The sequence below is a fragment of the Paenibacillus sp. J31R122 genome (assembly GCF_056269185.1).
This window is the reverse complement of record NZ_JBWDNM010000023.1, coordinates 1-23,433: the sequence shown is the minus strand read 5'-3', so window position 1 is coordinate 23,433 and position 23,433 is coordinate 1. Positions and strand designations below refer to the sequence as shown.

Annotated in this window: 22 protein-coding genes and 1 rRNA gene; all 23 read left to right on the top strand. The window is 45.8% G+C overall.

The annotated features are described in order from the left end of the window. The first annotated feature begins 430 nt into the window (after window positions 1–430). Window positions 431–1,156 carry a vWA domain-containing protein gene (locus AC0YN7_RS27160; RefSeq protein WP_475813154.1) on the top strand — a complete coding sequence of 242 codons (726 nt, stop codon included), beginning with the start codon at window positions 431–433 and terminating at the stop codon, window positions 1,154–1,156. Further along, window positions 1,140–2,063: a serine/threonine protein kinase gene (locus tag AC0YN7_RS27155; RefSeq protein WP_475813153.1), complete on the top strand. Its 924-nt coding sequence runs from the start codon at window positions 1,140–1,142 to the stop codon at window positions 2,061–2,063. Before AC0YN7_RS27160 ends, AC0YN7_RS27155 begins: the two co-directional genes overlap by 17 nt. Window positions 2,064–2,095: 32 nt before the next feature. Then, entirely contained in the window at window positions 2,096–3,508 is a 1,413-nt protein-coding gene (tilS, locus tag AC0YN7_RS27150; RefSeq protein ID WP_475813152.1) for a tRNA lysidine(34) synthetase TilS, read from the top strand. A gap of 51 nt (window positions 3,509–3,559) precedes the next feature. Then, complete coding sequence (gene hpt, locus AC0YN7_RS27145; protein WP_475813151.1) at window positions 3,560–4,099, top strand: hypoxanthine phosphoribosyltransferase; 540 nt, start codon at window positions 3,560–3,562, stop codon at window positions 4,097–4,099. Window positions 4,100–4,218: 119 nt separating this feature from the next. Continuing rightward, the gene (gene ftsH / locus AC0YN7_RS27140) at window positions 4,219–6,225 is read left to right on the top strand and encodes an ATP-dependent zinc metalloprotease FtsH (protein WP_475813150.1); all 2,007 of its coding nucleotides are present in this window, start codon (window positions 4,219–4,221) and stop codon (window positions 6,223–6,225) included. 415 nt (window positions 6,226–6,640) lie between these two features. Continuing rightward, complete coding sequence (gene nadA, locus AC0YN7_RS27135) at window positions 6,641–7,579, top strand: quinolinate synthase NadA (protein ID WP_475813149.1); 939 nt, start codon at window positions 6,641–6,643, stop codon at window positions 7,577–7,579. A gap of 56 nt (window positions 7,580–7,635) precedes the next feature. Continuing rightward, a complete protein-coding gene (nadB, locus tag AC0YN7_RS27130; protein WP_475813148.1) occupies window positions 7,636–9,252 on the top strand; it encodes an L-aspartate oxidase in 1,617 nt (538 codons plus the stop codon). Further along, complete coding sequence (gene nadC / locus AC0YN7_RS27125; protein ID WP_475813147.1) at window positions 9,245–10,120, top strand: carboxylating nicotinate-nucleotide diphosphorylase; 876 nt, start codon at window positions 9,245–9,247, stop codon at window positions 10,118–10,120. The genes nadB and nadC overlap by 8 nt, the downstream gene beginning before the upstream one ends. 5 nt (window positions 10,121–10,125) lie before the next feature. Continuing rightward, the gene (locus AC0YN7_RS27120) at window positions 10,126–10,899 is read left to right on the top strand and encodes a type III pantothenate kinase (RefSeq protein ID WP_475813146.1); all 774 of its coding nucleotides are present in this window, start codon (window positions 10,126–10,128) and stop codon (window positions 10,897–10,899) included. Next, window positions 10,899–11,804, top strand: a complete 906-nt coding sequence (hslO, locus tag AC0YN7_RS27115) for an Hsp33 family molecular chaperone HslO (protein ID WP_475813145.1) — start codon at window positions 10,899–10,901, stop codon at window positions 11,802–11,804. The genes AC0YN7_RS27120 and hslO overlap by 1 nt, the downstream gene beginning before the upstream one ends. A 17-nt stretch (window positions 11,805–11,821) precedes the next feature. Then, window positions 11,822–12,826 carry a peptidylprolyl isomerase gene (locus AC0YN7_RS27110; RefSeq protein WP_475813144.1) on the top strand — a complete coding sequence of 335 codons (1,005 nt, stop codon included), beginning with the start codon at window positions 11,822–11,824 and terminating at the stop codon, window positions 12,824–12,826. Window positions 12,827–12,930: 104 nt separating this feature from the next. After that, window positions 12,931–13,869, top strand: a complete 939-nt coding sequence (cysK, locus tag AC0YN7_RS27105; protein WP_475813143.1) for a cysteine synthase A — start codon at window positions 12,931–12,933, stop codon at window positions 13,867–13,869. Window positions 13,870–14,229: 360 nt separating this feature from the next. Further along, window positions 14,230–15,804, top strand: coding sequence for an anthranilate synthase component I family protein (locus AC0YN7_RS27100; protein ID WP_475813142.1), 1,575 nt, complete (start codon window positions 14,230–14,232; stop codon window positions 15,802–15,804). A gap of 30 nt (window positions 15,805–15,834) precedes the next feature. Next, window positions 15,835–16,416 carry an aminodeoxychorismate/anthranilate synthase component II gene (gene pabA / locus AC0YN7_RS27095; protein WP_475813141.1) on the top strand — a complete coding sequence of 194 codons (582 nt, stop codon included), beginning with the start codon at window positions 15,835–15,837 and terminating at the stop codon, window positions 16,414–16,416. After that, window positions 16,413–17,285: an aminodeoxychorismate lyase gene (gene pabC / locus AC0YN7_RS27090; protein WP_475813140.1), complete on the top strand. Its 873-nt coding sequence runs from the start codon at window positions 16,413–16,415 to the stop codon at window positions 17,283–17,285. The genes pabA and pabC overlap by 4 nt, the downstream gene beginning before the upstream one ends. A 114-nt stretch (window positions 17,286–17,399) precedes the next feature. Further along, the gene (gene folP / locus AC0YN7_RS27085; protein ID WP_475813139.1) at window positions 17,400–18,254 is read left to right on the top strand and encodes a dihydropteroate synthase; all 855 of its coding nucleotides are present in this window, start codon (window positions 17,400–17,402) and stop codon (window positions 18,252–18,254) included. 106 nt (window positions 18,255–18,360) lie between these two features. Beyond that, a complete protein-coding gene (gene folB / locus AC0YN7_RS27080; protein WP_475813138.1) occupies window positions 18,361–18,747 on the top strand; it encodes a dihydroneopterin aldolase in 387 nt (128 codons plus the stop codon). Beyond that, window positions 18,725–19,279, top strand: a complete 555-nt coding sequence (gene folK, locus AC0YN7_RS27075; protein WP_475813137.1) for a 2-amino-4-hydroxy-6-hydroxymethyldihydropteridine diphosphokinase — start codon at window positions 18,725–18,727, stop codon at window positions 19,277–19,279. Before folB ends, folK begins: the two co-directional genes overlap by 23 nt. Continuing rightward, complete coding sequence (locus AC0YN7_RS27070) at window positions 19,231–19,443, top strand: helix-turn-helix domain-containing protein (RefSeq protein ID WP_475813136.1); 213 nt, start codon at window positions 19,231–19,233, stop codon at window positions 19,441–19,443. The genes folK and AC0YN7_RS27070 overlap by 49 nt, the downstream gene beginning before the upstream one ends. 57 nt (window positions 19,444–19,500) lie before the next feature. Next, a complete protein-coding gene (gene dusB / locus AC0YN7_RS27065; RefSeq protein ID WP_475813135.1) occupies window positions 19,501–20,541 on the top strand; it encodes a tRNA dihydrouridine synthase DusB in 1,041 nt (346 codons plus the stop codon). Window positions 20,542–20,897: 356 nt separating this feature from the next. Then, window positions 20,898–21,374, top strand: a complete 477-nt coding sequence (greA, locus tag AC0YN7_RS27060) for a transcription elongation factor GreA (protein WP_475813134.1) — start codon at window positions 20,898–20,900, stop codon at window positions 21,372–21,374. Window positions 21,375–21,446: 72 nt separating this feature from the next. Beyond that, window positions 21,447–22,979, top strand: a complete 1,533-nt coding sequence (lysS, locus tag AC0YN7_RS27055; protein WP_475813133.1) for a lysine--tRNA ligase — start codon at window positions 21,447–21,449, stop codon at window positions 22,977–22,979. Window positions 22,980–23,368: 389 nt separating this feature from the next. Then, a 16S ribosomal RNA gene (locus AC0YN7_RS27050) occupies window positions 23,369–23,433 on the top strand; the annotation flags it as partial.

Below are 23,433 nucleotides of genomic sequence, written 5' to 3'. Positions count from 1 at the left end.
CTCGATAGCTCATTCTATTCAAGCAACACTACAACCCCGGCATCAGCTGCCTCTTCAAGTATCGATCGCACTCGAACCCCCAAGTCCAATAACGCAAATAATCGCCCTGGGAATGAATGTAAGCCGTTAACTAGCGAAACCGACCTAATAGATATATTCATCTAACACATAAATCTTGTCGATAAAATACATAGAGAAGCGTTTTAAATGAACTTTTTGCTAGTTTAGCTGTTTATCCCTCCTAAAAAAGGCAAAGCTGATAGAAAGGCTTGCTCTGAGTCTGTGCATTGGAAGCGATGTTCAAATATCAGAAAGTATAAAATTACTTCTACTTTCTCTGATATTTCTCCGTCAAAGCTACCTCGGTGTCCAGAAGACACCGAAGGCATTTTTGCTTGGTTGCACAAAGAGTTGAGGAGGGTAAATAACTATGAAGCAAATTTTATTAATAACGGATGGCTGTTCGAATGTCGGGCTCAGTCCCATTGTGGCTGCTGCCCATGCGAATTCAGAAGGTATTTCTGTTAATGTAGTAGGTGTACTTGATCATGGTGATGTGGGCGAGCTAGGTGCGAACGAGATTGAAGAGATCGCGCGTGCCGGAGGCGGCTTAAGCAGATTGGTTAATGTACGTCAGCTCTCACAGACGGTGCAGATGATGACTCGCAAGACGGTCGTCCAGACGATTCAATTAGCTGTACAGAAGGAATTAAAGCAGGTGCTGGGCAATGGATCCATTGAAGCGCTGCCTCCGCAGAAGCGCGGTGAGGTCGTACGGGTGATTGATGAGCTTGGCGAGACGTCCAGATTGCAGGTTGCTCTTCTGATAGACGCAAGCGCCAGTATGAAACCCAAGCTTCCTGCTGTGGAAGAAGCTATAAGGGATCTCATGCTAAGTCTGCAGTCACGGCAAGGGAAGAGTGAAATTTCAGTCTTCCACTTTCCAGCCTCGAGAAACGGTGACGATTGCGTAATGGATATGGGATGGACGGATCACTTGAATGGCGTTCATGCCATTTTGCCAAAGCTTCAGATGGGCGGTACGACTCCGACAGGACCTGCTATAATGAAGGTCATTGATTATTATCGGCCGGGTGATTACGGCAGACAGAGAAGAGATGAAACGGATGGGATGATGAGTGACTACGTCGTTTAAGGTCGATCTTCGCCGCGGTATGGTGGTGACCGGCAAATGGAAGCAAGGAAGGTATCGGATAGAACGCTTGCTTGGAGAGGGCGCTAACGGTAAAGTATATCTCGTACAGCGTGATCGCAACTGGTTTGCGCTTAAGGTTGGATCTGATGCCATCGATCTGCAATCAGAGATTAATGTTCTGCAGTCTATTGCTTCACAGAAGCAGCAGGGGCAGGAGCCTTTTTTGTTTGACGTGGATGACCTGTACGGATCTGACGGTCGCGAATATCCGTTCTACATTATGCGTTATGTGCTTGGCACAACATTATCTGTATACTTGAAGCAACAGGGCACCGAGTGGTTTCCTCTCGTTGGGCTTAATTTACTAGTCAAGCTGTCCAGACTACATCAAGCTGGCTGGGTGTTCGGCGATTTAAAGGTTGAAAATGTACTTGTTGGTGATTATGGTCATGTTGAGCTGGTAGATTTCGGTGGTGTAACTGCCATTGGCAAGGGTATTCGGCAATTTACTGAAATTTATGATAGAGGCTATTGGAATGGCGGGTCAAGGTCGGCAGATACAAAGTATGATCTATTCTCTTTTGGCGTGCTTTGCATTCAACTGCATGAGGATAAGAAGCTCCATCAGCTGACGCTTGAGCTGCTGCCGCAAAATCGTTCTGTATCGGAGCTAATGCAAATCGCTCAGAGCAGTCCGAAGCTAAAACCGATTGCTGGGTGGCTAAACAAAGCATTTACTGGCCAATTTGCGGATGCGGGTGAGGGAGCGGTGGCATGGAGAATGCTCATGCATAGGAGCGATACGCATAAATCCGCGAAATTACCTATTTGGCTTAAAGGGCTTGCTGTCGCATCAGCAGTATTACTGGCGACATCAGTCTATTGGTTATTACGGAATATGCTGTAATAGTGACATAATAGATGGAGGTGAAGATACATATGATTTTGCGAAACGAGCTTGTGAGGGCTGCAGAGGAGCGCGGTTTGTGGACGAATGGAGACCGTATAGTAGTGGCTGTCTCCGGCGGACCGGATTCGATGGCACTGCTGCATATGCTATCTTCCCTGGCAGAGAGCGGCAGTTTAACAATTATCGCGGCACATGTTAATCATGGCTTTCGTCCCGTGGAGTCAGCTAAGGAGCTGGAGGTTGTTAAAGCGTATGCGAAGCGATTAAATGTGGCGTGCGAGACTATAACACTAGATTTACCAAGTTACATAGAAGAAACGGGATTAAATGGACAGGTTGCCGCGCGCGAGAAACGTTACGCCTTTTTGCACGAGGTAGCGGAGCGACATGGCGCATCACGGATTGCGCTTGCCCATCATGGAGACGATCAATCGGAGACAGTTCTTATGCGTGTTATTCGCGGAACGGGGTTAACGGGTCTTGCGGGCATTCTTAGTAAACGTCGTGAAAAAAACGTGGAACTTATTCGGCCTATGCTTCGTATGAACAAGTCAGACATCCTACGCTACTGCGAAGAGCAAGACGTACCATTCTGTCTGGATGGCAGCAACAAGGAACGCTATTATTTCCGGAATGTCATCCGGCTCGATATTTTGCCTTATTTATCACAGTTTAACCCACAGCTGCCTCAATCGTTACAGCGGCTTGCCGAAGTGGCCGGCGCGGAGGATGAATGGATGGAGAAACAAACAGAAGCGATATTCGCTCAGCTTGTTTCTAGATCCTCTGACGAATGCGCTTTAAGCTGCAATGATTTAAGCGGTCTCCATGTCGCTTTACAAAGGAGATTGATTAAACTAATATTAAGTTATCTTTCTAAGGAAACGGAAAACATATCCTTCGAACAGATCGAGACGATGCGACTTGCTGCTTCGGATCATGCGCCTGCTACATGGCGAATCGATGCAGGTGCCGGTGTTCGCTGCGCTCGTGAATATGATGTGATGCGATGGCTAACGGTATCGCCTAACACATTGAACGATGCAAGCGGCTTTTTGTGCGAAGTGGGAAGAGATGCTGCCAGCTTGACGATAGAGTCGAATGGATGGAGCTTTTTGTTAGGCTATTCGTCCGCTCATCAGAGCCAAAGGCCTGCTTCTCGTTATGAAGCTTACTTCGATGCTTCACAGCTTACATATCCGTTAATCATGCGAAATCGACTTCCGGGTGACAGAATTCAAGTTTTAGGATTAAATGGCTCGAAAAAAGTGCAAGATATGTTCGTTGACGAGAAGATTGCCCCTTCTGAGCGTGAGCTATATCCGCTGTTATTTGATTCTGCCGGACGCTTGCTTTGGATTCCTGGCATTCGCCGTTCAAGTCACGCGCTCACAGATTCACACACAAAAGACGTATTGTTCATCCGAGCGAACAACGAATAAGTAGCACTGTTACACTCATAAACATAGTTAAAGCGTAGGGGGATTTATACTTTGCAGAATGATATTCTAGAAGTACTGTATGATGAAGAGCAGATTCAAACGAAGGTTAAAGAGCTTGGAGAAATGCTAAGCAAGGATTTTGGTGGACGTAATCCGCTCGTTATTTGCGTTCTAAAAGGCGCGTTTATTTTTATGGCTGACCTGGTTAAAGAAATTACGGTACCGCTCGAGATCGACTTCATGGCTGTATCCAGCTACGGACAGTCAACTAAATCGTCAGGTGTTGTCAAAATCATTAAAGACCTCGATGTATCGGTTGAAGGACGTGATGTGCTAATTGTCGAGGATATTATCGACAGCGGGCTAACACTTAGCTACTTAATCGATGTGCTTGAGCGCCGTAACGCGAAGTCAGTTACAGTCGTTACGTTGTTTGATAAACCAGGCCGTCGCACTGTAGATCTGGAAGCTGACTACAAAGGCTTTACGTTGCCAGACGAGTTTGTTGTAGGCTATGGTCTAGACTATGCGGAAAAATATCGCAATCTTCCGTATATTGGTATTTTGAAGCCGCAAATATATGAGAAATAAGTAATAAGACAGTCATTCTTTGGCGATTCACCCGTACATGCCTCTTCACCTGACACCTCTATTGTTATGGGAAGTCATGCTATGGTAAAATATTTAAAGTGTCTGAGAGGAGGTTGGGGATGAATCGGATCATCCGTAATACTGGTTTTTATTTAATTATCTTTTTGGTGACCGTTGGGATCTTTCAATTTATCAGCAGCCAAAATAAAGCTACTGTAGGTTTGCGTTATGATGAGCTTCGCACTGCCGTTGAATCAGGCAATGTTGCAGAAATGAGTGTGAAGTTTGATAACCAAACTTATTTTGTTACTGGTAAATATAAACAAAAGCCTGCTGACGCGGAAAGCGATGAATTCGTATCTCGAATTGGCGTTAAGGCGGAAGAGAAAATTCTCGATTGGCAGGAGCAATACGGCTTTAAATTAGAAAATAAGAAAATGGATACGCCAAGTATTTGGCTTACATTCCTTACTTCTATTATTCCGTTCATCATCATTCTTGTCCTATTCTTCTTTTTGATGAATCAGGCTCAAGGCGGCGGCGGCAAAGTCATGAATTTCGGCAAGAGCAAAGCGCGGCTGTATGATAATGAGAAGAAACGGATTACTTTCGAGGATGTGGCAGGGGCGGACGAGGAGAAACAAGAGCTCGTTGAGGTTGTCGACTTCTTGAAGGATCCGCGTAAGTTTAACCTTGTTGGCGCGCGCATACCGAAGGGGGTTCTGCTAGTTGGTCCTCCAGGTACAGGTAAGACATTGCTTGCACGTGCTGTAGCTGGTGAAGCGGGCGTACCTTTCTTCAGTATTTCCGGTTCGGATTTCGTGGAAATGTTCGTCGGTGTCGGTGCTTCGCGTGTGCGTGATTTGTTTGAAAATGCTAAGAAAAACGCACCTTGTATCATATTTATTGATGAGATTGATGCTGTAGGACGTCAGCGTGGCGCAGGTCTTGGCGGTGGTCATGACGAGCGTGAACAGACACTCAACCAATTGCTCGTTGAGATGGATGGTTTTGGCGCTAACGAGGGAATTATTATCATTGCTGCAACAAACCGTCCAGACATTCTGGATCCAGCACTTCTACGTCCAGGCCGCTTTGACCGTCAGATTACGGTTGACCGTCCAGATGTGAAGGGCCGTGAAGCGGTTCTGAAAGTTCATGCACGCAACAAACCATTTACAGGCGACGTTAAGCTGGATATCATTGCAAAGCGTACCACTGGATTTAGTGGAGCAGACCTTGAGAACCTGTTGAATGAAGCAGCTCTACTTGCTGCGCGTCGCAATAAGAAAGAAATCGCCATGCTTGAGATTGATGATGCGATTGACCGTATCATAGTCGGTACGGAGAAGAAAAGCCGTGTCGTGAGTGATCGTGAGAAACGTATTGTCGCTTATCATGAAGCGGGACATACAATTGCTGGTTTCTTCCTTGAACATGCAGATATGGTTCATAAAGTAACAATTATTCCGCGAGGTCGCGCTGGCGGTTACGTCATCATGCTTCCAAAAGAAGATCGTATGCTGGTTACAAAGCAAGAGCTTCTTGATAAGATAACAGGCTTGCTAGCCGGTCGTGTTGCGGAAGAGCTGTTTATCGGTGAAATCGGAACTGGCGCTTACAGTGACTTTAAACAAGCGACAGGTATTGTACGCAGTATGATTATGGAATACGGTATGAGCGACAGGCTTGGACCGATGCAGTTCGGCAGCAGCTCACAAAGCCAAGTATTCCTTGGCCGCGATATTGGTCATGAGCAGAACTATTCCGATTCAATTGCATACGAGATTGATCAAGAGATGCAGACCATTACGAACGCTTGCTACGATCGCGCTAAGAAGCTATTGACAGAGAAGAGCAAGGAAATGCATATCATTGCACAGACATTGCTTACTGTCGAAACACTTGAAATGGATCAAATCAAGCGTCTGATCGAAACCGGTTCACTTGATGGTGACGGCGGAGCTTCTTCAGATGGTGATGTATCCGTACCGACAACTGAGCCGATTATTGAGACAATGGGCGATGTGACTGTACGTATTCAAACCCATGACGAAGATGAAGTGAAGGGTGTTAGCTTAGAGAAGAAGCAAAATAACCCTGACGATTCAGATAATAACTCTTAGTTTACTCTTTCGGTATTAAAAAGTCGGCTTACTACTTTTCTTGAGTAGAAAGCCGACTTTTTTCTTTATTAATGTTCAGATTTAGCCTATAATACAGATGTAAACCTGTAGTAAAAAAAACAAATGCTAGCATATGGAATTGTAATTCCATTCAAATAAAATGATGGAGCAATTTCTAAAGGATTACTGAAACAGCCCGAATTAGAAATTGGCTCTATAAAAAGGCGCATTATGGATTGACAGCACCTTCTACCACGTGTAAATTAAGTCTTAATCCATTCATTTATTAATTATCACTTTTGTTTTGATTTATAAGCGAGCGACTTTCATAGTTTGTGCATCAATTCACAAAGTCTGCTGGCCCGATCATGGAATGGGCTAATCCCCCATCCCTCATAAGAGGAGAGGATCTACCATGGAAGCACTGGCACTGGAACGCAAAGCGGAACAAAACCGCGAACTGCGTGAACGGTTGTTACAGTTAAAGAAAGAACGAAATGCCATTATTTTAGCTCATTATTATCAACGAGATGAAATTCAAGAAGTCGCTGACTTTCGTGGAGACTCCTTTCTGCTAGCCCAGAAAGCGGCGGAAACAGATGCTGACGTTATTGTATTTTGCGGCGTTCATTTCATGGGAGAAAGCGCGAAAATTTTGGCTCCGAACAAGACTGTTATTATCCCGGATGAACGTGCCGGCTGCCCAATGGCAGACATGGTTAGTGTTGATGGTTTGCGCAAACTTAAGGCACAGCATCCGAATGCCAAAGTCGTTACCTATATTAACTCCTCTGCTGAAATTAAAGCAGAGACAGACATTTGCTGTACGTCTGCGAATGCGGTTAAGGTTGTGAATTCGGTTGAAGGTGACGAGGTTATCTGGGTACCGGATAAGAACCTTGGTCATTATGTGCAGCAGAACACAGATAAGAAAATGATAATCTGGGAAGGTTACTGCAATACGCATGATATGCTTACGGTTAAAGATGTAGAAGAAATGAAAGCGAAATATCCAGATGCCCAGTTTGTTGTGCATCCTGAATGTCGTCCTGAGGTAGTTGAGCTTGGAGACTTCGTTGGCAGTACAACCGCCATCATTAAATATTGCAAGGAATCTGATTGCCAACAATTTATTGTTGGAACCGAGGATGGCACTGGTTATCAGTTGCGTTTAGACAGCCCGGGCAAGACGTTCCATTTTGCATCTAAATATTTGGTTTGTCCGAACATGAAGGTGAACAATTTGAAGAAGCTCGTTAAATGTTTAGAGACGATGCAGCCACAAATTTATGTTCCGCCGGCAGTTGCCGATCAGGCCCGTTTATCCTTGGAGCGTATGCTGCTTGTTAAGTAGCATACGCTGTTCCTATGTTTGAAGGATTAGAACGTAAACATTTGGAGGAGCCCTCTATGATTCCTAGATATTTAGTTGATGTGCAATTAAACGGGCTACCCGTTATTGAAAAAGACGTCATTGTAATTGGGGCCGGCATAGCCGGTCTTTTTACCGCTATACGGGCAAGCGAAAATAATTCGGTACTTATGATTACGAAGAAATCACTGCTGGACAGCAATACAAGATATGCACAAGGCGGAATTGCCGCCGTCATCTCCGATGAGGATTCTCCGGAATATCATCGTCAAGATACATTAATTGCTGGAGCAGGTTTATGCTCGAATGAAGCTGTTGATGTGCTTGTCCATGAAGGACCGAAAGGTGTACGCAGACTTATTAAGATGGGTACGCTATTTGATATGGAGAATGATGGCGAGTATGCTCTGACGAAGGAAGGCGCTCATAGTCAGCGTCGTATTTTGCATGCCAATGGAGATGCAACAGGTTACGAGATCGTACGCGCGCTATCGGAAAATGCGGTGTCTAATCCCAAAATTGAAGTATGGGATGATTCTTTTGTTATCGACCTTATAACCCAAGACGGCGAGTGCTGTGGAGCAATTGTGCAGAAGCCTAACGGACAGCGACTGTTCGTAAAAGGAAAAGCGACTATATTATGCTCAGGTGGCGCGGGCCAATTGTACCGCTATACAACAAATCCTGAGGTAGCAACAGGCGATGGAATTGCGATGGCTTACCGTGCGGGTGCATTCATTCAAGATGTGGAGTTTCTTCAGTTTCATCCGACCTCACTTTGTTATCCTGGAGCGCCGCGTTTTCTTATTTCGGAAGCGGTGCGGGGGGAAGGTGCTGTACTCCGCAACATTAAAGGCGAGCGCTTCATGGATCGTTACCATGAGCAAATGGAGCTGGCTCCACGGGATATTGTTGCCCGCGCTATCGTTAGCGAAATGGAAGAGACGAAATCAACTTTTGTCTATATTGATATTACACATGAATCGGCAGAGATGGTGAAGCATCGTTTTCCTACTATATATGAATACTGTTTAAAGTACGGTTTGGATTTGACGTCTGATTGGATTCCTGTTGCACCTGCCATGCATTATATGATGGGTGGAGTGAAAACGGATCTAAATGGGGAAACAAATATAAAGCGATTGTTCGCATGCGGCGAGGTCTCATCAACCGGTGTACATGGAGCAAATCGTTTGGCAAGCAATTCCTTATCGGAAGCTATCGTATTCGGCAGAAGAATTGTTAAGCGCATTGATGAATTATCGGATCTTCTTATCGAGCCGGCTATTCATAATGAACTAGAAAGAACCAGCACACCGATTCAGGCGGTTGTAGAGCGACGTCTTAAACTGCAGAAAATTATGGTTCGGTATGTCGGGCTTCGCCGTGACGCGAAGGGGCTTGGCAAAGGCCTTGAAGAGCTTAAACGGCAGCTTCCCATATTCCAGTCTATTCTAACGGAACGGGAAGACTATGAATTTGCTAACTTGCTAACCTGCGCGATGCTGACTACCGAGGCGGCATTGCAGCGGGAGGAAAGCCGCGGCGGACACTATCGCGAGGACTTTCCAGCGCGTGACGATGTAATGTGGAGAAAGCATACGGTATTGCACCGTCTATATGGACTGACGGAGGAGCGGATAGAAGATGTTTGAATGGACAACAGGTGGGTATGACGTTGCCGTGCGTGAACAAATTCACGGATGGCTGTCTGAGGATGTAGGAAGCGGCGACATAACGACCGAGACAACGATTCCGAAGGATTCGCGATCGAAGGCGGTTATTCATGTGAAGGAAAGCGGCATAATTGCCGGAATACCTATCGCAAGGCTTGTATTTGAAGTGGTTGATTCGTCACTTGTGTTTGAAGCGAAGGTGCAAGACGGCGATTATGTAGAGAAGGGTACGGTACTCGCCATTGTAGAGGGCAGTACTCATAGCTTATTAACCGGAGAGCGTCTTGCTCTTAATTTGATGCAGAGACTGTCGGGAATTGCGACTAAGACACGTTCCTTCGTCGATGCGCTTGCGGGGCTGCCGGTTAGACTTGTTGATACTCGCAAAACAACACCGGGCCATCGGATGATGGAGAAGTATGCGGTGCGCGTTGGTGGTGGAGCCAATCACCGTTTTGGCTTATATGATGCAGTAATGATTAAAGACAATCATATTAAGGGTGCGGGTACAATAAGAGCTGCTGTAGAGGCGGCGCGCCACAAAATTCCTCATACAATGAAAATTGAAGTAGAGACCGAATCGATTGAGCAGGTTGATGAAGCGCTAGCTTGCGGGGCTGATATCATCATGCTGGATAATATGAGTACGGCTATTATGACGGAAGCGGTAGGACGTATTAAAGCAGCGGCACCGCATGTTATTGTAGAGGCTTCAGGAGGGGTAACTCTTGACACCGTTTATGCAATTGCGGCTTGTGGCGTTGACGTTATATCGATCGGCGGATTGACGTATTCCTTCCATGCGCTGGATATTAGCTTGGATTTGAATGCGAAGAAGGGCGGGTAAATGTTGTGATCCTCGTTATTGATGTCGGAAACACAAATATTGTGCTTGGTATTTACAAAGGGAAAGAACTGCTTCATCATTGGCGTCTAAGTACGAATCGTTCTTCGACAGTAGATGAATATGGCATTAATATTCATAACCTGTTCCATTTTGCAGGCGTGAAGCTTGATCAGATTGATGGAGTTGTCGTATCCTCAGTCGTGCCTCCGCTCATGCGAACATTGGAGGAGCTGTGTCTTAAGTATTTGCACAAGACTCCTTTAATTGTTGGACCAGGTGTGAAAACTGGCTTAAATATTCGTTATGAAAATCCACGCGAGGTCGGTGCGGATCGTATAGTCAACTCCGTAGCGGGCATTGTGAAATATGGATCACCATTAATTATCGTCGACTTTGGCACCGCTACTACATTTGATTACATAGATGAGGGCGGCAATTATTTGGGTGGAGCGATTGTTCCAGGGATTGGAATATCAACGGAAGCCTTGTACCAACGAGCGGCCAAGCTTCCTCGTATAGAGCTTGTTAGACCAAAGAGTGTGATCGGTCGTAATCCGGTAACCTCTATGCAAGCGGGTATTATTTTTGGCTATGCTGGACAGGTTGACGGAATTGTAGGTCGTATTCGTAAAGAGTTCGGTGTTACACCGCGAGTTATTGCAACGGGCGGCTTTGCAGAGTTAATTGCTGCTGAGTCAGAGACAATAGAAGAAGTGGATCCACTGCTGACGCTTGAGGGTCTGCGTATCATATACGAGCGCAATCAGGAGGTAATATAATGGACGATCAGCTGAAGGACGTACTTGTGCGAGGAACAGCGTGGGGCGGTAAAATAAGAGTGTTCGCAGCTCGTACGACTCAGCTCGTAGAGGAGCTTCGCCAAAGACATGGCACATTTCCGACGGCAACGGCAGCGCTTGGAAGAACACTGACAGCCGGCGCTATAATGGGAGCCATGCTTAAAGGGAAAGAAAAGCTTACCATTCAAGTGAAGGGTGATGGTCCAATCGGCCAAATCGTCGTTGATGCTAATGCGGATGGCGAGGTACGGGGCTACGTAGACCATCCAGAGGTTCATTTGGCTAGCAATGCAAAGGGCAAACTTGATGTGGCAGGTGCTGTCGGAAGAAGCGGTCACCTGCATATCAGCAAAGATTTAGGTATGAAAGAGCCTTATCGCGGCAGCGTTCCAATTATTTCGGGAGAGCTGGGCGAAGACTTCACCTATTATTTCGCTGTATCTGAGCAAACGCCATCTGCTGTAGGATTAGGTGTACTGGTAGACACGGATAATTCAGTCCTGCATGCGGGTGGATTCATTGTGCAATTGATGCCAGGTTTGACGGATGTGGAAATTACGAGACTGGAGCAGGCTGTAGCTTCAATGCCGCCAGTCACCGCACTGCTTGACCAAGGGGAATCTCCTGAGGAACTGCTTCGTTGGATTGTCGGGGACGGAGAGCTAACTATTCATGATACGATGGACTTGAAATTTCAATGCTTCTGTTCGTCGGATCGTGTAGAGCAAACGCTTCTCAGTTTAGGTGAACAAGAACTACAGCAAATTATTGAAGAAGACGGAAAAGCGGAAGTCGTTTGCCAATTTTGCAACGAAGCATATACATTCGAACGGGCACAGCTCGGGCAATTGCTTGCTCAAGCTAAACCGAAGCCGATCCAATAATCGGAGGCATTGGGGCAATGAGGAAATACAAAGTACTGAAGGCAGTGGTCATCCTTCAAGCTGTATGTATGGTTGTATTAACCGTGGTAGTAGTAATAAAGGTGTGGCCAGGGAACAATAGACTAATTGATCCACAGCCACAGACGAATGTTGGCCGTGATGATGGAACAGCTGAACCTGATAAGCCGGAACAAACGCCAGGAGCCAATACCCCCGAACAAGCAGACCCTAATCGGACAGTAGCCAAGGTGGGAAATGTACTCATAACAGCTGCGGAGCTGGATGACCAGCTTTACAAACAGTATGGTGACAGTGTGCTAAGAGTGATGATGGTACACAAAGCGATAGACTTGGAGGCTGAGGCCTCGGAGTTAAGCGTGTCGCAAGAGGAAATGCAGCGGGAGCTTGATGAGGTGATTGACGGCTACGACAGCGAGGCTCGTTATTACGAGGTTATGAAAGAGCAGCTGGGTATGACGAAGGAGCAAGTGCAAGAAGACTTGCGTTATAAGCTGCTGTTAGAGAAAATAGCGGTTCGCAGCATCATTGTAACTGATGTTGAAGTAGAGAAATATATTACGGAGCATCCTGAGGAATATGGATCACAGCTTCAGCTTCATTTGCAATGGATTTTGACTGAAACGGAGAAGGAAGCTAATGCAGTGCTGCAGCTTCTGCGTGATGGCGAGGATTTTGCATTACTGGCGCGCAGCTACTCACTAGATGGTTTTACAGCTGATAGTGGTGGCGACTTAGGCTTGATTGATGTGCAGGATCCTTTTTACGATAGTGGCATGCTGGATACCGCAAGTAAACTTCAAGTAACCGAGACAGCTGGTCCCATTAAGGTAGATGGCGGATATGCGATTATTCGATTATTAGAGCGCCATGTGACATCGGAATTGATTGGAAGCAGACTGCAGGATGCCGTTCGAAAGCAGTTGGCACTAGAGAAGGCAGAATCACTGAATGACTTAGAGGATCGGCTTTTAAACAAATATGACGCTGTACAAACCCCCTGACAATCGAGCTGGAAGTGTCTATTGACAACGACTATAAGACATTGTTAATATTAAGTTAGCTAAAATACCAACTGAACCAGTCGGAATAAGGAGGAAGTCATTTTATGGCCAAAATAGTTCAAAGCGTTCTTGATCTTATCGGTGATACTCCGCTTGTTCGTTTGAATCGTCTCGTACCAGAAGGTAGTGCAGAGGTTTATGTGAAGCTTGAGTACCAAAACCCAGGTGCTAGTGTTAAAGACCGTATCGCTCTCAGCATGATTGAGGTAGCGGAGCAAGAAGGAATCATTAAGCCAGGCGATACTATTATTGAGCCTACAAGTGGCAACACAGGAATCGGTCTAGCACTCGTTGCAGCGGCAAAAGGTTATAACGCTATTCTAGTTATGCCAGAAACAATGAGTATTGAGCGTCGCAACCTGCTCCGCGCATATGGTGCGGACCTCGTATTAACACCAGGCTCCGAAGGTATGAACGGCGCTGTTCGCAAAGCTGAAGAGCTGGCGGCAGAAAACCCGTCTTACTTCTTGCCGCAACAATTCAAAAACCAAGCGAATGTGAAGGTTCATCGTGAGACAACGGGTCCTGAAATCGTTGAAGCCATCAACTCGCTTGACGGTAAATTGGACGCTTTCGTTGCAGGTATCGGTACAGGCGGTACTATCTCGGGTACTGGTGAAGTATTGAAGCAGAACTTCGAAGGCATCAAGATCTATGCTGTTGAGCCTGCTGGCTCACCAATTTTGTCTGGCGGAAAGCCTGGCGCTCACAAAATTCAAGGTATCGGCGCGAACTTTGTACCTGATATATTGAACCGTGATGTGTATGACGCTGTCATTACAATTGAGAATGAAGAGGCGTTTGAATACGCTCGTCGCGCAGCGAAGGAAGAAGGCATTCTATGTGGAATATCTTCCGGCGCAGCTATTTATGCTGCTCTGCAAGTAGCGAAAGAGCTAGGCGCGGGCAAACGTGTAGTTGCTATCGTTCCAAGCAACGGCGAACGTTACCTGAGCACACCGCTGTTTAACTTCGATAATTAGTTTTGTGCATACAATAACAGGAAGCCTTTCATTCTTCGGAATGGAAGGCTTTCTTTTTAAAATATAGGAAAATATAAGTTTGACTCTTATACTCTGCCTATATTTTTACGAGAAACCGTTTATCCTTAAGTAAGGATGACAAAGTAGGTTTCTTCTCAAAATATAGGATGTATAAGTTTCACGCTTATACTCAACCTATATTTACGAGAAATCGTTTGTCATTATGTAAAGATGACAAAGTAGGTTTCATTTCACCGCGAAACAAGCTTACGCCGCCAAAGGACGGAGTCAGCCGTTTACACTTGACGTTCTATTCTGTATACTGAGCAAAATAAGTTAAGCAATCGGGGGTTGAAGGTGATGGTCACCGCATTAGACCAGTGGACTCGGTGGCACGCCGAACGGAAATATACGACACTACCGCTAATTAAGCAGATTCCTTTTCATTTCGACAATAGAGCGGGAGTTGTTTCGTGGGAAGAGGTATGGCAGGATGCTTCTCCTTATGCTTTTGTACTCGAGAGTGGTAAGGAAGGCCGTTACACTTATTTGGGCCTTCATCCAGACGGTATCATCCGCGGAAAGGGCTTAACAGCTGAATCCGTGGAGTTCAAGCCGCAAGAGGGACAGAGCGAGCAACTGTGGCATGGAAAGCCGCTTGAGGTTGTTCGACAGTGGATGGAGGGTCACAAGGGTCCTAGAGTCGACAATGGCCCTAAATGGACCGGAGGCTGCATAGGCTATTGGAGCTATGATATTGTACGGTCAATTGAGCGGCTGCCTGAGCAGGCTGAAGATGATTTGAAGCTGCCTGACTATCTGTTTCTGCGGATAAATGAGCTTTGGATTATCGATCATGTGGATAAGAAGCTATATGCTGTCGTTCATAACAAAATTGCATTGGATACAAGCGACGATGATTTAAAGGAAGTTTATGTGCACGGTCTTTCAAAAATTGAAGAAATGGCCGATTACTGGCTGAAATGGTTTGATGAAGTAGAAGCAAGGGAGAAAGCTACAGAGCAGCGCGTTGCCCGACTGCGTCTGACCGAAGAGGATTCTCTGCATATTGATGTCGAGACATTCAAAGGTATACATTCTCCATTCGCAAAGGAAGCGTACAAGGAAGCCGTTTGCAGCATTCAACGTTATATTGAGCAAGGAGATGTATTTCAGGTTAATTTGTCAGTACGCCAGAGCAGGGCGGTTGATACGTCTCCTGAAGAGCTGTATGAATGGCTTAGAATATTCAATCCTTCTCCGTATATGGGCTTTCTGCGCTGCCCTGACTTCCAGCTTGTGTCGGCATCGCCTGAGCTTCTGGTCGAGCTTAATGAGAATCGACTCATTACTAGGCCGATCGCAGGAACCAGACGTCGCGGACTTACAGAGGAAGAAGATCAACGGCTGGCTGAAGCTTTGCGATCGAATGAGAAGGAGCGGGCGGAGCATATTATGCTCGTCGACCTCGAGCGGAATGATCTCGGTCGCATATCGGCCTATGGTACGGTCCATGTGAAAGAGCTGATGGTTATTGAACAGTATTCGCATGTAATGCATCTCGTCTCGCAGGTTGAAGGACAGCTAGCAGGTGGAAAAGATGCTTACGACGTCATAGCAGCCACGTTTCCAGGCGGGACGATTACAGGAGCGCCAAAAATACGCACCATGGAAATTATCGAAGAGCTGGAACCCACTCGCAGAGGCCCGTATACTGGTTCTCTTGGGTGGATTGACTACAACGGCGATATGGAATTTAATATTATTATTAGAACTATGGTCGTGCAAGGCGGTCATGTTCATATTCAAGCAGGTGCGGGTATCGTTATTGATTCTAATCCGGATCGGGAATATGAAGAATCATTGAATAAGGCGAAGGCTTTATGGAAGGCCATTCAATACAGTGAACAATTAAAAGTGTTAAACCAAGAGTGAATGTGAATAGGATGAAGGGGGAGTCTTGCGATGATACTTGTAATCGATAATTATGATTCTTTTACGTACAATTTGGTTCAGTACCTAGGAGAGCTTGGGGAAGAAATTACGGTTAAGCGGAATGACGAGATCGATTTAGCCGGCATAGAAGCTTTAGCTCCTGATCACATACTGATATCACCGGGACCTTGTTCGCCGAATGAAGCGGGTGTTAGTTTGTCGCTAATCGAGCATTTTAAAGGGAAAATACCGATTTTCGGTGTTTGCTTGGGACATCAATCGATCGGACAAGCATTCGGAGGGGATGTAGTACGCGCGGAGAGACTGATGCACGGCAAGACTTCAGCAATTTTTCATGATGGAAAATCGATTTTCGAGGGAATGCCATCGCCATTCACCGCTACCCGCTATCATTCGCTTATTGTTCGCAGAGAAACGCTTCCAGATTGCTTGGAGATTACTGCGGAAACGGCCGAAGGTGAAATAATGGGCTTGCGACATAAGGAGCATGCGATCGAAGGGGTGCAATTCCATCCTGAATCTATCATAACGGAGCATGGGCTTACGATGCTTCGTAATTTTTTGCAAAAACGGACGGGAGCAGCACGATGAAAGTCGGACTGAATGGCTCCGTTTTGGATGCGAGCAAGGCCGTGATCTCAGTATATGATCACGGTTTTTTGTACGGGATAGGCTTGTTTGAAACATTTCGAACCTATAATGGCAAGCCCTATTTGTTGGATAGACACTTGAAGCGTTTGCAGCATGGGTGTGATCAGCTCGGTATACCTTATCGTGCTGACTTGACTCTGATTGATAATTGGGCACGTGAGGTGTTGGATGCAAACGGACTCGGGGATGGCTATGTGCGGCTTACAGTAAGTGCAGGTGAAGCTGAGCTTGGATTGCCATCGGGTGATTATATGCACCCGACCGTACTATTGCTTGTAAAATCACTGCCAAAAGCGAATAATGAGGTTCATATGCACGGACGGGAACTGCGGCTTCTGCAGACGCGGCGGAATACGCCGGAAGGCGATGTTCGCTTTAAATCTCTCCATTATATGAACAATATTATTGCTAAGCGAGAATTGGTTCATTGCGGAGCCGCGATCGGAGTAGAAGGATTGATGCTTAGCGATGAGGGCTGGTTGGCGGAAGGCATTACGAGCAATTTATTTTTCGTAGCAGATGGCGTTGTACATACTCCCTCTATTACTACTGGTATTTTACCTGGAATAACGCGGGAGCGAGTAGTGGAGCTGGCACTCGATAAAGGTTATAAAGTGGAAGAAGGATTATACAGCTGGGAACATCTGCTGCAAGCGGATGAAATTTGGATGACTAATTCGATACAAGAGCTTATCCCCATTACTAAGCTGACGGACATGAGCGGTCAAAGTGTTAAGGTAAGCAGTGGTACGGCGGGGGCGGTTACCAGGCAGCTGTTGTCGTTATATCGCGATACGACGTTTTCTTAACCCTTGGATTGAGAGGTTACAGTACATAGTAAAAATAGGCTATGAGAGCAGGTCCGGACTGCGCGGGCGGTACGGATGTTGATAAGCAGCAAGAGAAAGGATGAAGGTAACGTAATGACAATAAATAGTCAACCTAGTTTTCAGAAACGAGAATACAATCTTAGCGGCGGCGTCAAGCTCGAGCTTGGTCAACGGACATTAATTATGGGGATATTGAATGCAACACCAGATTCTTTCTCGGATGGCGGACGTTATACCCATGTAGACGCGGCTGTTGCGCATGCTGAGGCAATGGTAAGCGAGGGAGCTGATATTCTTGATATTGGCGGTGAATCCACTCGTCCTGGCTTTGAGCCAGTAGCTCTTGAAGAAGAGCTGCGGCGTATTTTGCCGGTTATTCGGGCGGTTCGCGAAGCACTCCCGCATATCCCGCTCTCGATTGACACATACAAGCCGGAGACGGCTCGCCAAGCTCTTGAAGCTGGTGCGCATATTATTAATGATATTTGGGGATTGAAGAGTGATCCCAATATGGCAGCAGTCGTTGCTGAATATGGTTGTCCTGTTATTATTAATCATAATCGCCATGACCAGAACTATAATGACCTCGTTCCGGATGTTCTCACCGATCTTCAGGGCAGCATTACGATTGCAAGAGCGGCTGGTATCTTAGATGATCAGGTATGGCTTGACCCCGGTATCGGTTTTGCCAAAAGCTATGATGAAAACATTGAAATGATCAGACGTCTTTCTGAGCTTGCAGAGCTTGGTTATCCTGTGTTGTTAGGAACCTCTCGCAAGCGTTTCATCCGTCAGGCATTAAATTTGCCAGTTGAAGAGCTTGTAGAGGGGACGGCTGCGACCGTCGCAGTTGGAATCGCGCAAGGCTGTCAAATCGTGCGCGTGCATGATGTCCGTGCAATCAAGCGGACAGCTCTTATGACAGATGCTATTTTTTATCGAAGCTGATTGGGGAATAGGTGAGCTTTTTACAATAGAAAAATGTGACACAGATTGCACCGACTAAAGCTCTTTAACATGTAAGAGGAGCTAAATTGTTAGGGGAGTGACTGAATTGGATAATATGATAATTAGAGGGATGCGCTTCTATGGCTATCATGGCGTTTTTGCGGAGGAGAATAAGCTTGGGCAGCAGTTCTTTATTGATCTGGAATTGAAAATGGATTTAGAGCAAGCTGCGCAAACGGACGATCTAAACTTTACGATAAATTACGCGGATATTCATGCTTTTACGAAAAAAATTGTAGAGGGTCCGCCATATAAACTAATAGAAGCATTAACCGGCAACATTGCATCGCGTGTTTTGGAAGCTTATACTATGGTAAATGAAGTGACAGTTCGAGTAACTAAGCCACATCCGCCGTTCGACATCCATTTTGACGGTGTAACGATAGAGATGCGCAGAAAGCGAGATGCTGATGGACGAACAATACCAGCGTAACGGCGCAGTGGTTGAAGCATATATTGGTTTAGGCTCGAACATGGGTGATCGGGACCAACTGCTTTATGAAGCAATAGAGCAGATTAATGGTCATACAGACCTTGATGTTTGCAGAGTGTCGGCCATTTACGAGACCGACCCTGTAGGTTTTACGGAGCAGCCGTCATTTCTGAATATGGTCGTGGTCGTTCGGACCGTATTAGCGCCAATTCAATTATTGCGTCAGCTGCTTGCCATTGAGCAGCAGCTCGGACGAATTCGACAGGTGCGTTGGGGACCGAGAACCATTGACCTTGATCTTCTCCTATATGATAATGTCAGAATGGATCAAGAGGAGCTGACGCTGCCGCATCCGCGTATGATGGAGCGAGCATTCGTGTTAGTGCCGTTGAATGATGTTATCGAACGAGCACACCCGCTAAGGGATCAGGTTAGTTCGTCTTCAAGAGTGGCACTTCTGGATGGAAAGGAAGGCATTTCATTATGGAAAACAACCAATTGGCGCAGCGCGTCAGAGCCTTTCGGAAGCTGAAGGGCTACACACAGCAGGAGCTGGCCAAGAAGCTTGGCGTATCAGTGGCGGTGCTTGGATCATTGGAGCGGGGAACAAGAAAGACAGATCCTAAGCTGCTTAATCATATTGCCAAAACATTAGATATCAGCTATGAAGAATTAATGTCCAATGACCGAGAGTAGCAACTCTTACAAAATGATTTCTATTTTAAATAAGGCTGTAAAGGAGCAAGGAGCGACATGCTGAAAATCGGAGACATCGAGATGAAGAACAGAGTAGTGCTGGCGCCGATGGCAGGCGTGTGCAACCCAGCTTTTCGATTAATTGCTAAGGAATTTGGAACGGGTCTTGTTTGCGCTGAGATGGTAAGTGACAAGGCAATCCTGCACGGTAACAAGCGAACGCTGGAGATGCTGTATGTTGATGAACGGGAAAAGCCCCTAAGCCTTCAAATTTTCGGCGGTGACCGGGAATCACTTGTCGAAGCGGCAAAAGTAGTTGACCAGCAAACAAATGCGGACATCATCGATATTAATATGGGCTGTCCAGTTCCAAAAGTTACGAAATGTGATGCGGGTGCAAGGTGGCTGCTCGATCCTAACAAAATATACGAAATGGTATCGGCAGTAGTTGATGCTGTTAAAAAGCCAGTCACGGTGAAAATGCGTATTGGTTGGGATGCTGAGCACATTTATGCAGTGGAGAATGCACGTGCAGTAGAGCGGGCAGGCGGTAGCGCTGTCAGCGTGCACGGTCGTACGCGCGAACAGCTGTATACGGGCAAGGCTAATTGGGACATTATAAAGGATGTTAAAGAAGCGGTATCTATTCCCGTAATTGGAAACGGTGATGTATGTTCTCCTGAAGATGCCAAACGGTTACTCGACCATACGGGCTGTGACGGTGTCATGATCGGTAGAGGCGCGCTTGGAAACCCATGGATGCTGTACCGTACGATTCAATATTTGACGAACGGTGAGCTGTTAAGCGATCCAACTCCTCGTGAGAAGATGGAGGTAGCTATTCTTCACTTAGATCGTTTGGTCGCGCTGAAGAATGAGCACGTCGCCGTACGTGAGATGCGAAAGCATTTAGCTTGGTACTTGAAGGGTCTGCCGGGCGGTGCTCGCGTGAAGGATGTTATAATGGAAGAGACCGGACGTGATCCATTGGTTTCCATATTGGAGAAGTACATTTTATCGCTTGAAGAGCAGGCGGATATGGCGCCTTCAAGCGAAATGTCAGAGGATAATCAAGTTGCAGGAGAAGTTGTTTACTAAGTACTGCAAAGGGTACAAATACATTTTGCCTGAATGCCAGTCGAACATCGACAGTTTTTGACATGGAATGATATCAATCTACTTATCTATCCCCTAGAAACGCACTAATGTCTTCTATGGACGATGAAGGTCGTTTATTCTTGGTGGATCGACAATGAAATGGTTTTCATGGTTCTGCTGGCTTTGATTGACATTCAGGGTAACTTTGAAATATAATCGTGCAATATAATCTATCGAGCACACCACGAGCGCACTTCAACAACTATAGGTATGAAGGTTGTTAAGCGTAATATATTAAGTAACAGTGAATTCATACACGGTATGAAAATTAGTCACACGACAGGAGAATCGGAAAGATGAACGATAAGCAAATCATTCTGACTCAAGAAGGGCTTCGAAAGCTCGAAGATGAATTAGAGAATCTTAAATCGGTCAAACGTCGTGAAGTTGCTGAACGGATCAAAGTAGCGATTGGCTATGGCGATATCAGTGAAAACTCGGAATACGAGGACGCGAAGAATGAGCAAGCATTCATTGAAGGCCGTGTTATTACCCTTGAGAAAATGCTGCGCAATGCGCGCATTATAAATAACGATGAAATTGATACTGATATCGTAAGTATTGGGTCCATTGTTACAGTCGAGGATATGGAGTATGGCGATACGATGGAATACGCGATTGTCGGTTCAGCTGAGGCCGATCCTTTACAAAACAAGATTTCAAATGAAAGTCCGGTTGGGAAAGCGATTCTGGGCAAGAAAAAAGGCATAGTCGTTGAAGTAAACGTACCAGTCGGAATCATCCAATACAAGATTATCGATATAAAAAAATAAAGTTTGCTATGTGCGGCTCGGAAAGCTTCCTTGTGGGAAGCTTTTTGAACGTTTACCGAACGTGTCAAGGAGATGAATGAAGTGGAGCATGATAACAAAGAGCAAGTGAACAATGAACAAGAGCTAAGTGAGCTTTTGCAAATTCGCAGAGACAAGCTGGACGAGCTTCGTGAGCTAGGTGTGGATCCGTTCGGCCGCAAATTCGAACGCACTCATAATGCCAAAAATATTATGGATTCACATGAAGCGGCAAGCAAAGAGGAACTGGAAGAGCAAGGGGTAAAGGTGAGTATTGCCGGCCGTATTATGCAGAAGCGCGGTATGGGCAAAGCAGGCTTTGCTCATATACAAGACTTGAGCGGCAGAATTCAAATTTATGTTCGTAAAGACGCGGTTGACGAACAGAAATTCGCAGCATTTAATTTGCTCGATATCGGCGATATTATCGGCGTACATGGTGTTGTGTTCAAAACCAATACGGGAGAAATATCAGTAAAGGCGCTAGATGTAGAGGTATTGACTAAGTCATTGCTTCCTCTTCCAGATAAATACCACGGTCTTAAGGATGTAGAGCTTCGATACCGTCAACGTTACGTAGATTTGATCGTGAACCCGGATGTTCAACAGACTTTTATCACTCGTTCGAAAATTATTCAATCCATGCGCCGTTATTTGGATTCCCTGGATTACTTAGAGGTTGAAACGCCTACATTGCATTCTATTGCTGGAGGCGCGGCGGCTCGACCATTCGAAACGCATCATAATGCTCTAGATATGCAGCTTTATATGCGGATCGCAATTGAGCTTCATCTGAAACGTCTAATTGTTGGCGGATTGGAGAAGGTCTATGAGATTGGGCGCGTATACCGAAATGAAGGTATTTCTACACGTCACAATCCTGAATTCACGATGATCGAGCTGTACGAGGCTTATGCGGATTACAAGGATATTATGGCGTTGACTGAGAATCTCATTGCACATATTGCACAAGAAGTACTTGGCTCAACGAAAATTATGTATCAAGGCCAAGAGATCGATCTGACTCCGCAATGGCGTCGTGTTACGATGGTTGATCTTGTTAAAGAAACAACAGGTGTTGATTTCAACGTTGAAATGAGTGACGAGGAAGCACATCGTTTGGCTAAGGAGCATAAGGTTGCTGTCGATCCGCATATGACATTTGGTCATATCGTGAACGCGTTCTTCGAGCAATTTGGAGAGCATACTTTGATTCAGCCAACGTTCGTTACAGGTCATCCTGTTGCTATATCACCGCTTGCCAAGAAAAGTGAATCCGATCCTCGGTTTACAGATCGATTCGAGCTGTTTATTGTTGCGCGTGAGCATGCCAACGCCTTTACTGAGCTGAATGATCCAATTGATCAGCGTGAACGCTTCGAGTCTCAGCTAGTAGAACGCGAGCATGGTAATGACGAGGCGCATGAGATGGATGATGACTTCATTCGCGCTCTAGAATACGGTATGCCGCCAACAGGCGGGCTCGGAATAGGGATTGACCGTTTAGTTATGCTGTTGACCGACTCTCCTTCGATCCGAGATGTGCTGCTATTCCCGCATATGAGAGAACAACGCACAGCAGAGTAAATAAGCGTATCAAGGACAACGACATATAGGACCGCTGGGCGTAGCTGCCCGGCGTTTTTTTTTATTTCATCGGATAAAGCAGTAGAACACACGATTTAACGGAGTTGATTAACATAAGTAAGTTATGTCTCTTCTATATAATAAAAGCGAGTTTCTAGAGTTTTACGGTGGTCATAAGCGCATTTCAAAACAATTATATGATTTTTAAAAATAAAGCTTGCATTCATATAGGCCTGCGTGATATATTATCTAGGTCGCCAACGAGACATACGGTTGGCAAGCGACCAAAGATTGCTCTTTGAAAACTGAACAACGAGTATTAAACTGCCCTAACGATCCTTATGGATCATTAGAAAAAGCGATAAAAAGTAATGAGCAAGTCAAACACCAATTTGGAGAGTTTGATCCTGGCTCAGGACGAACGCTGGCGGCGTGCCTAATACATGCAAGTCGA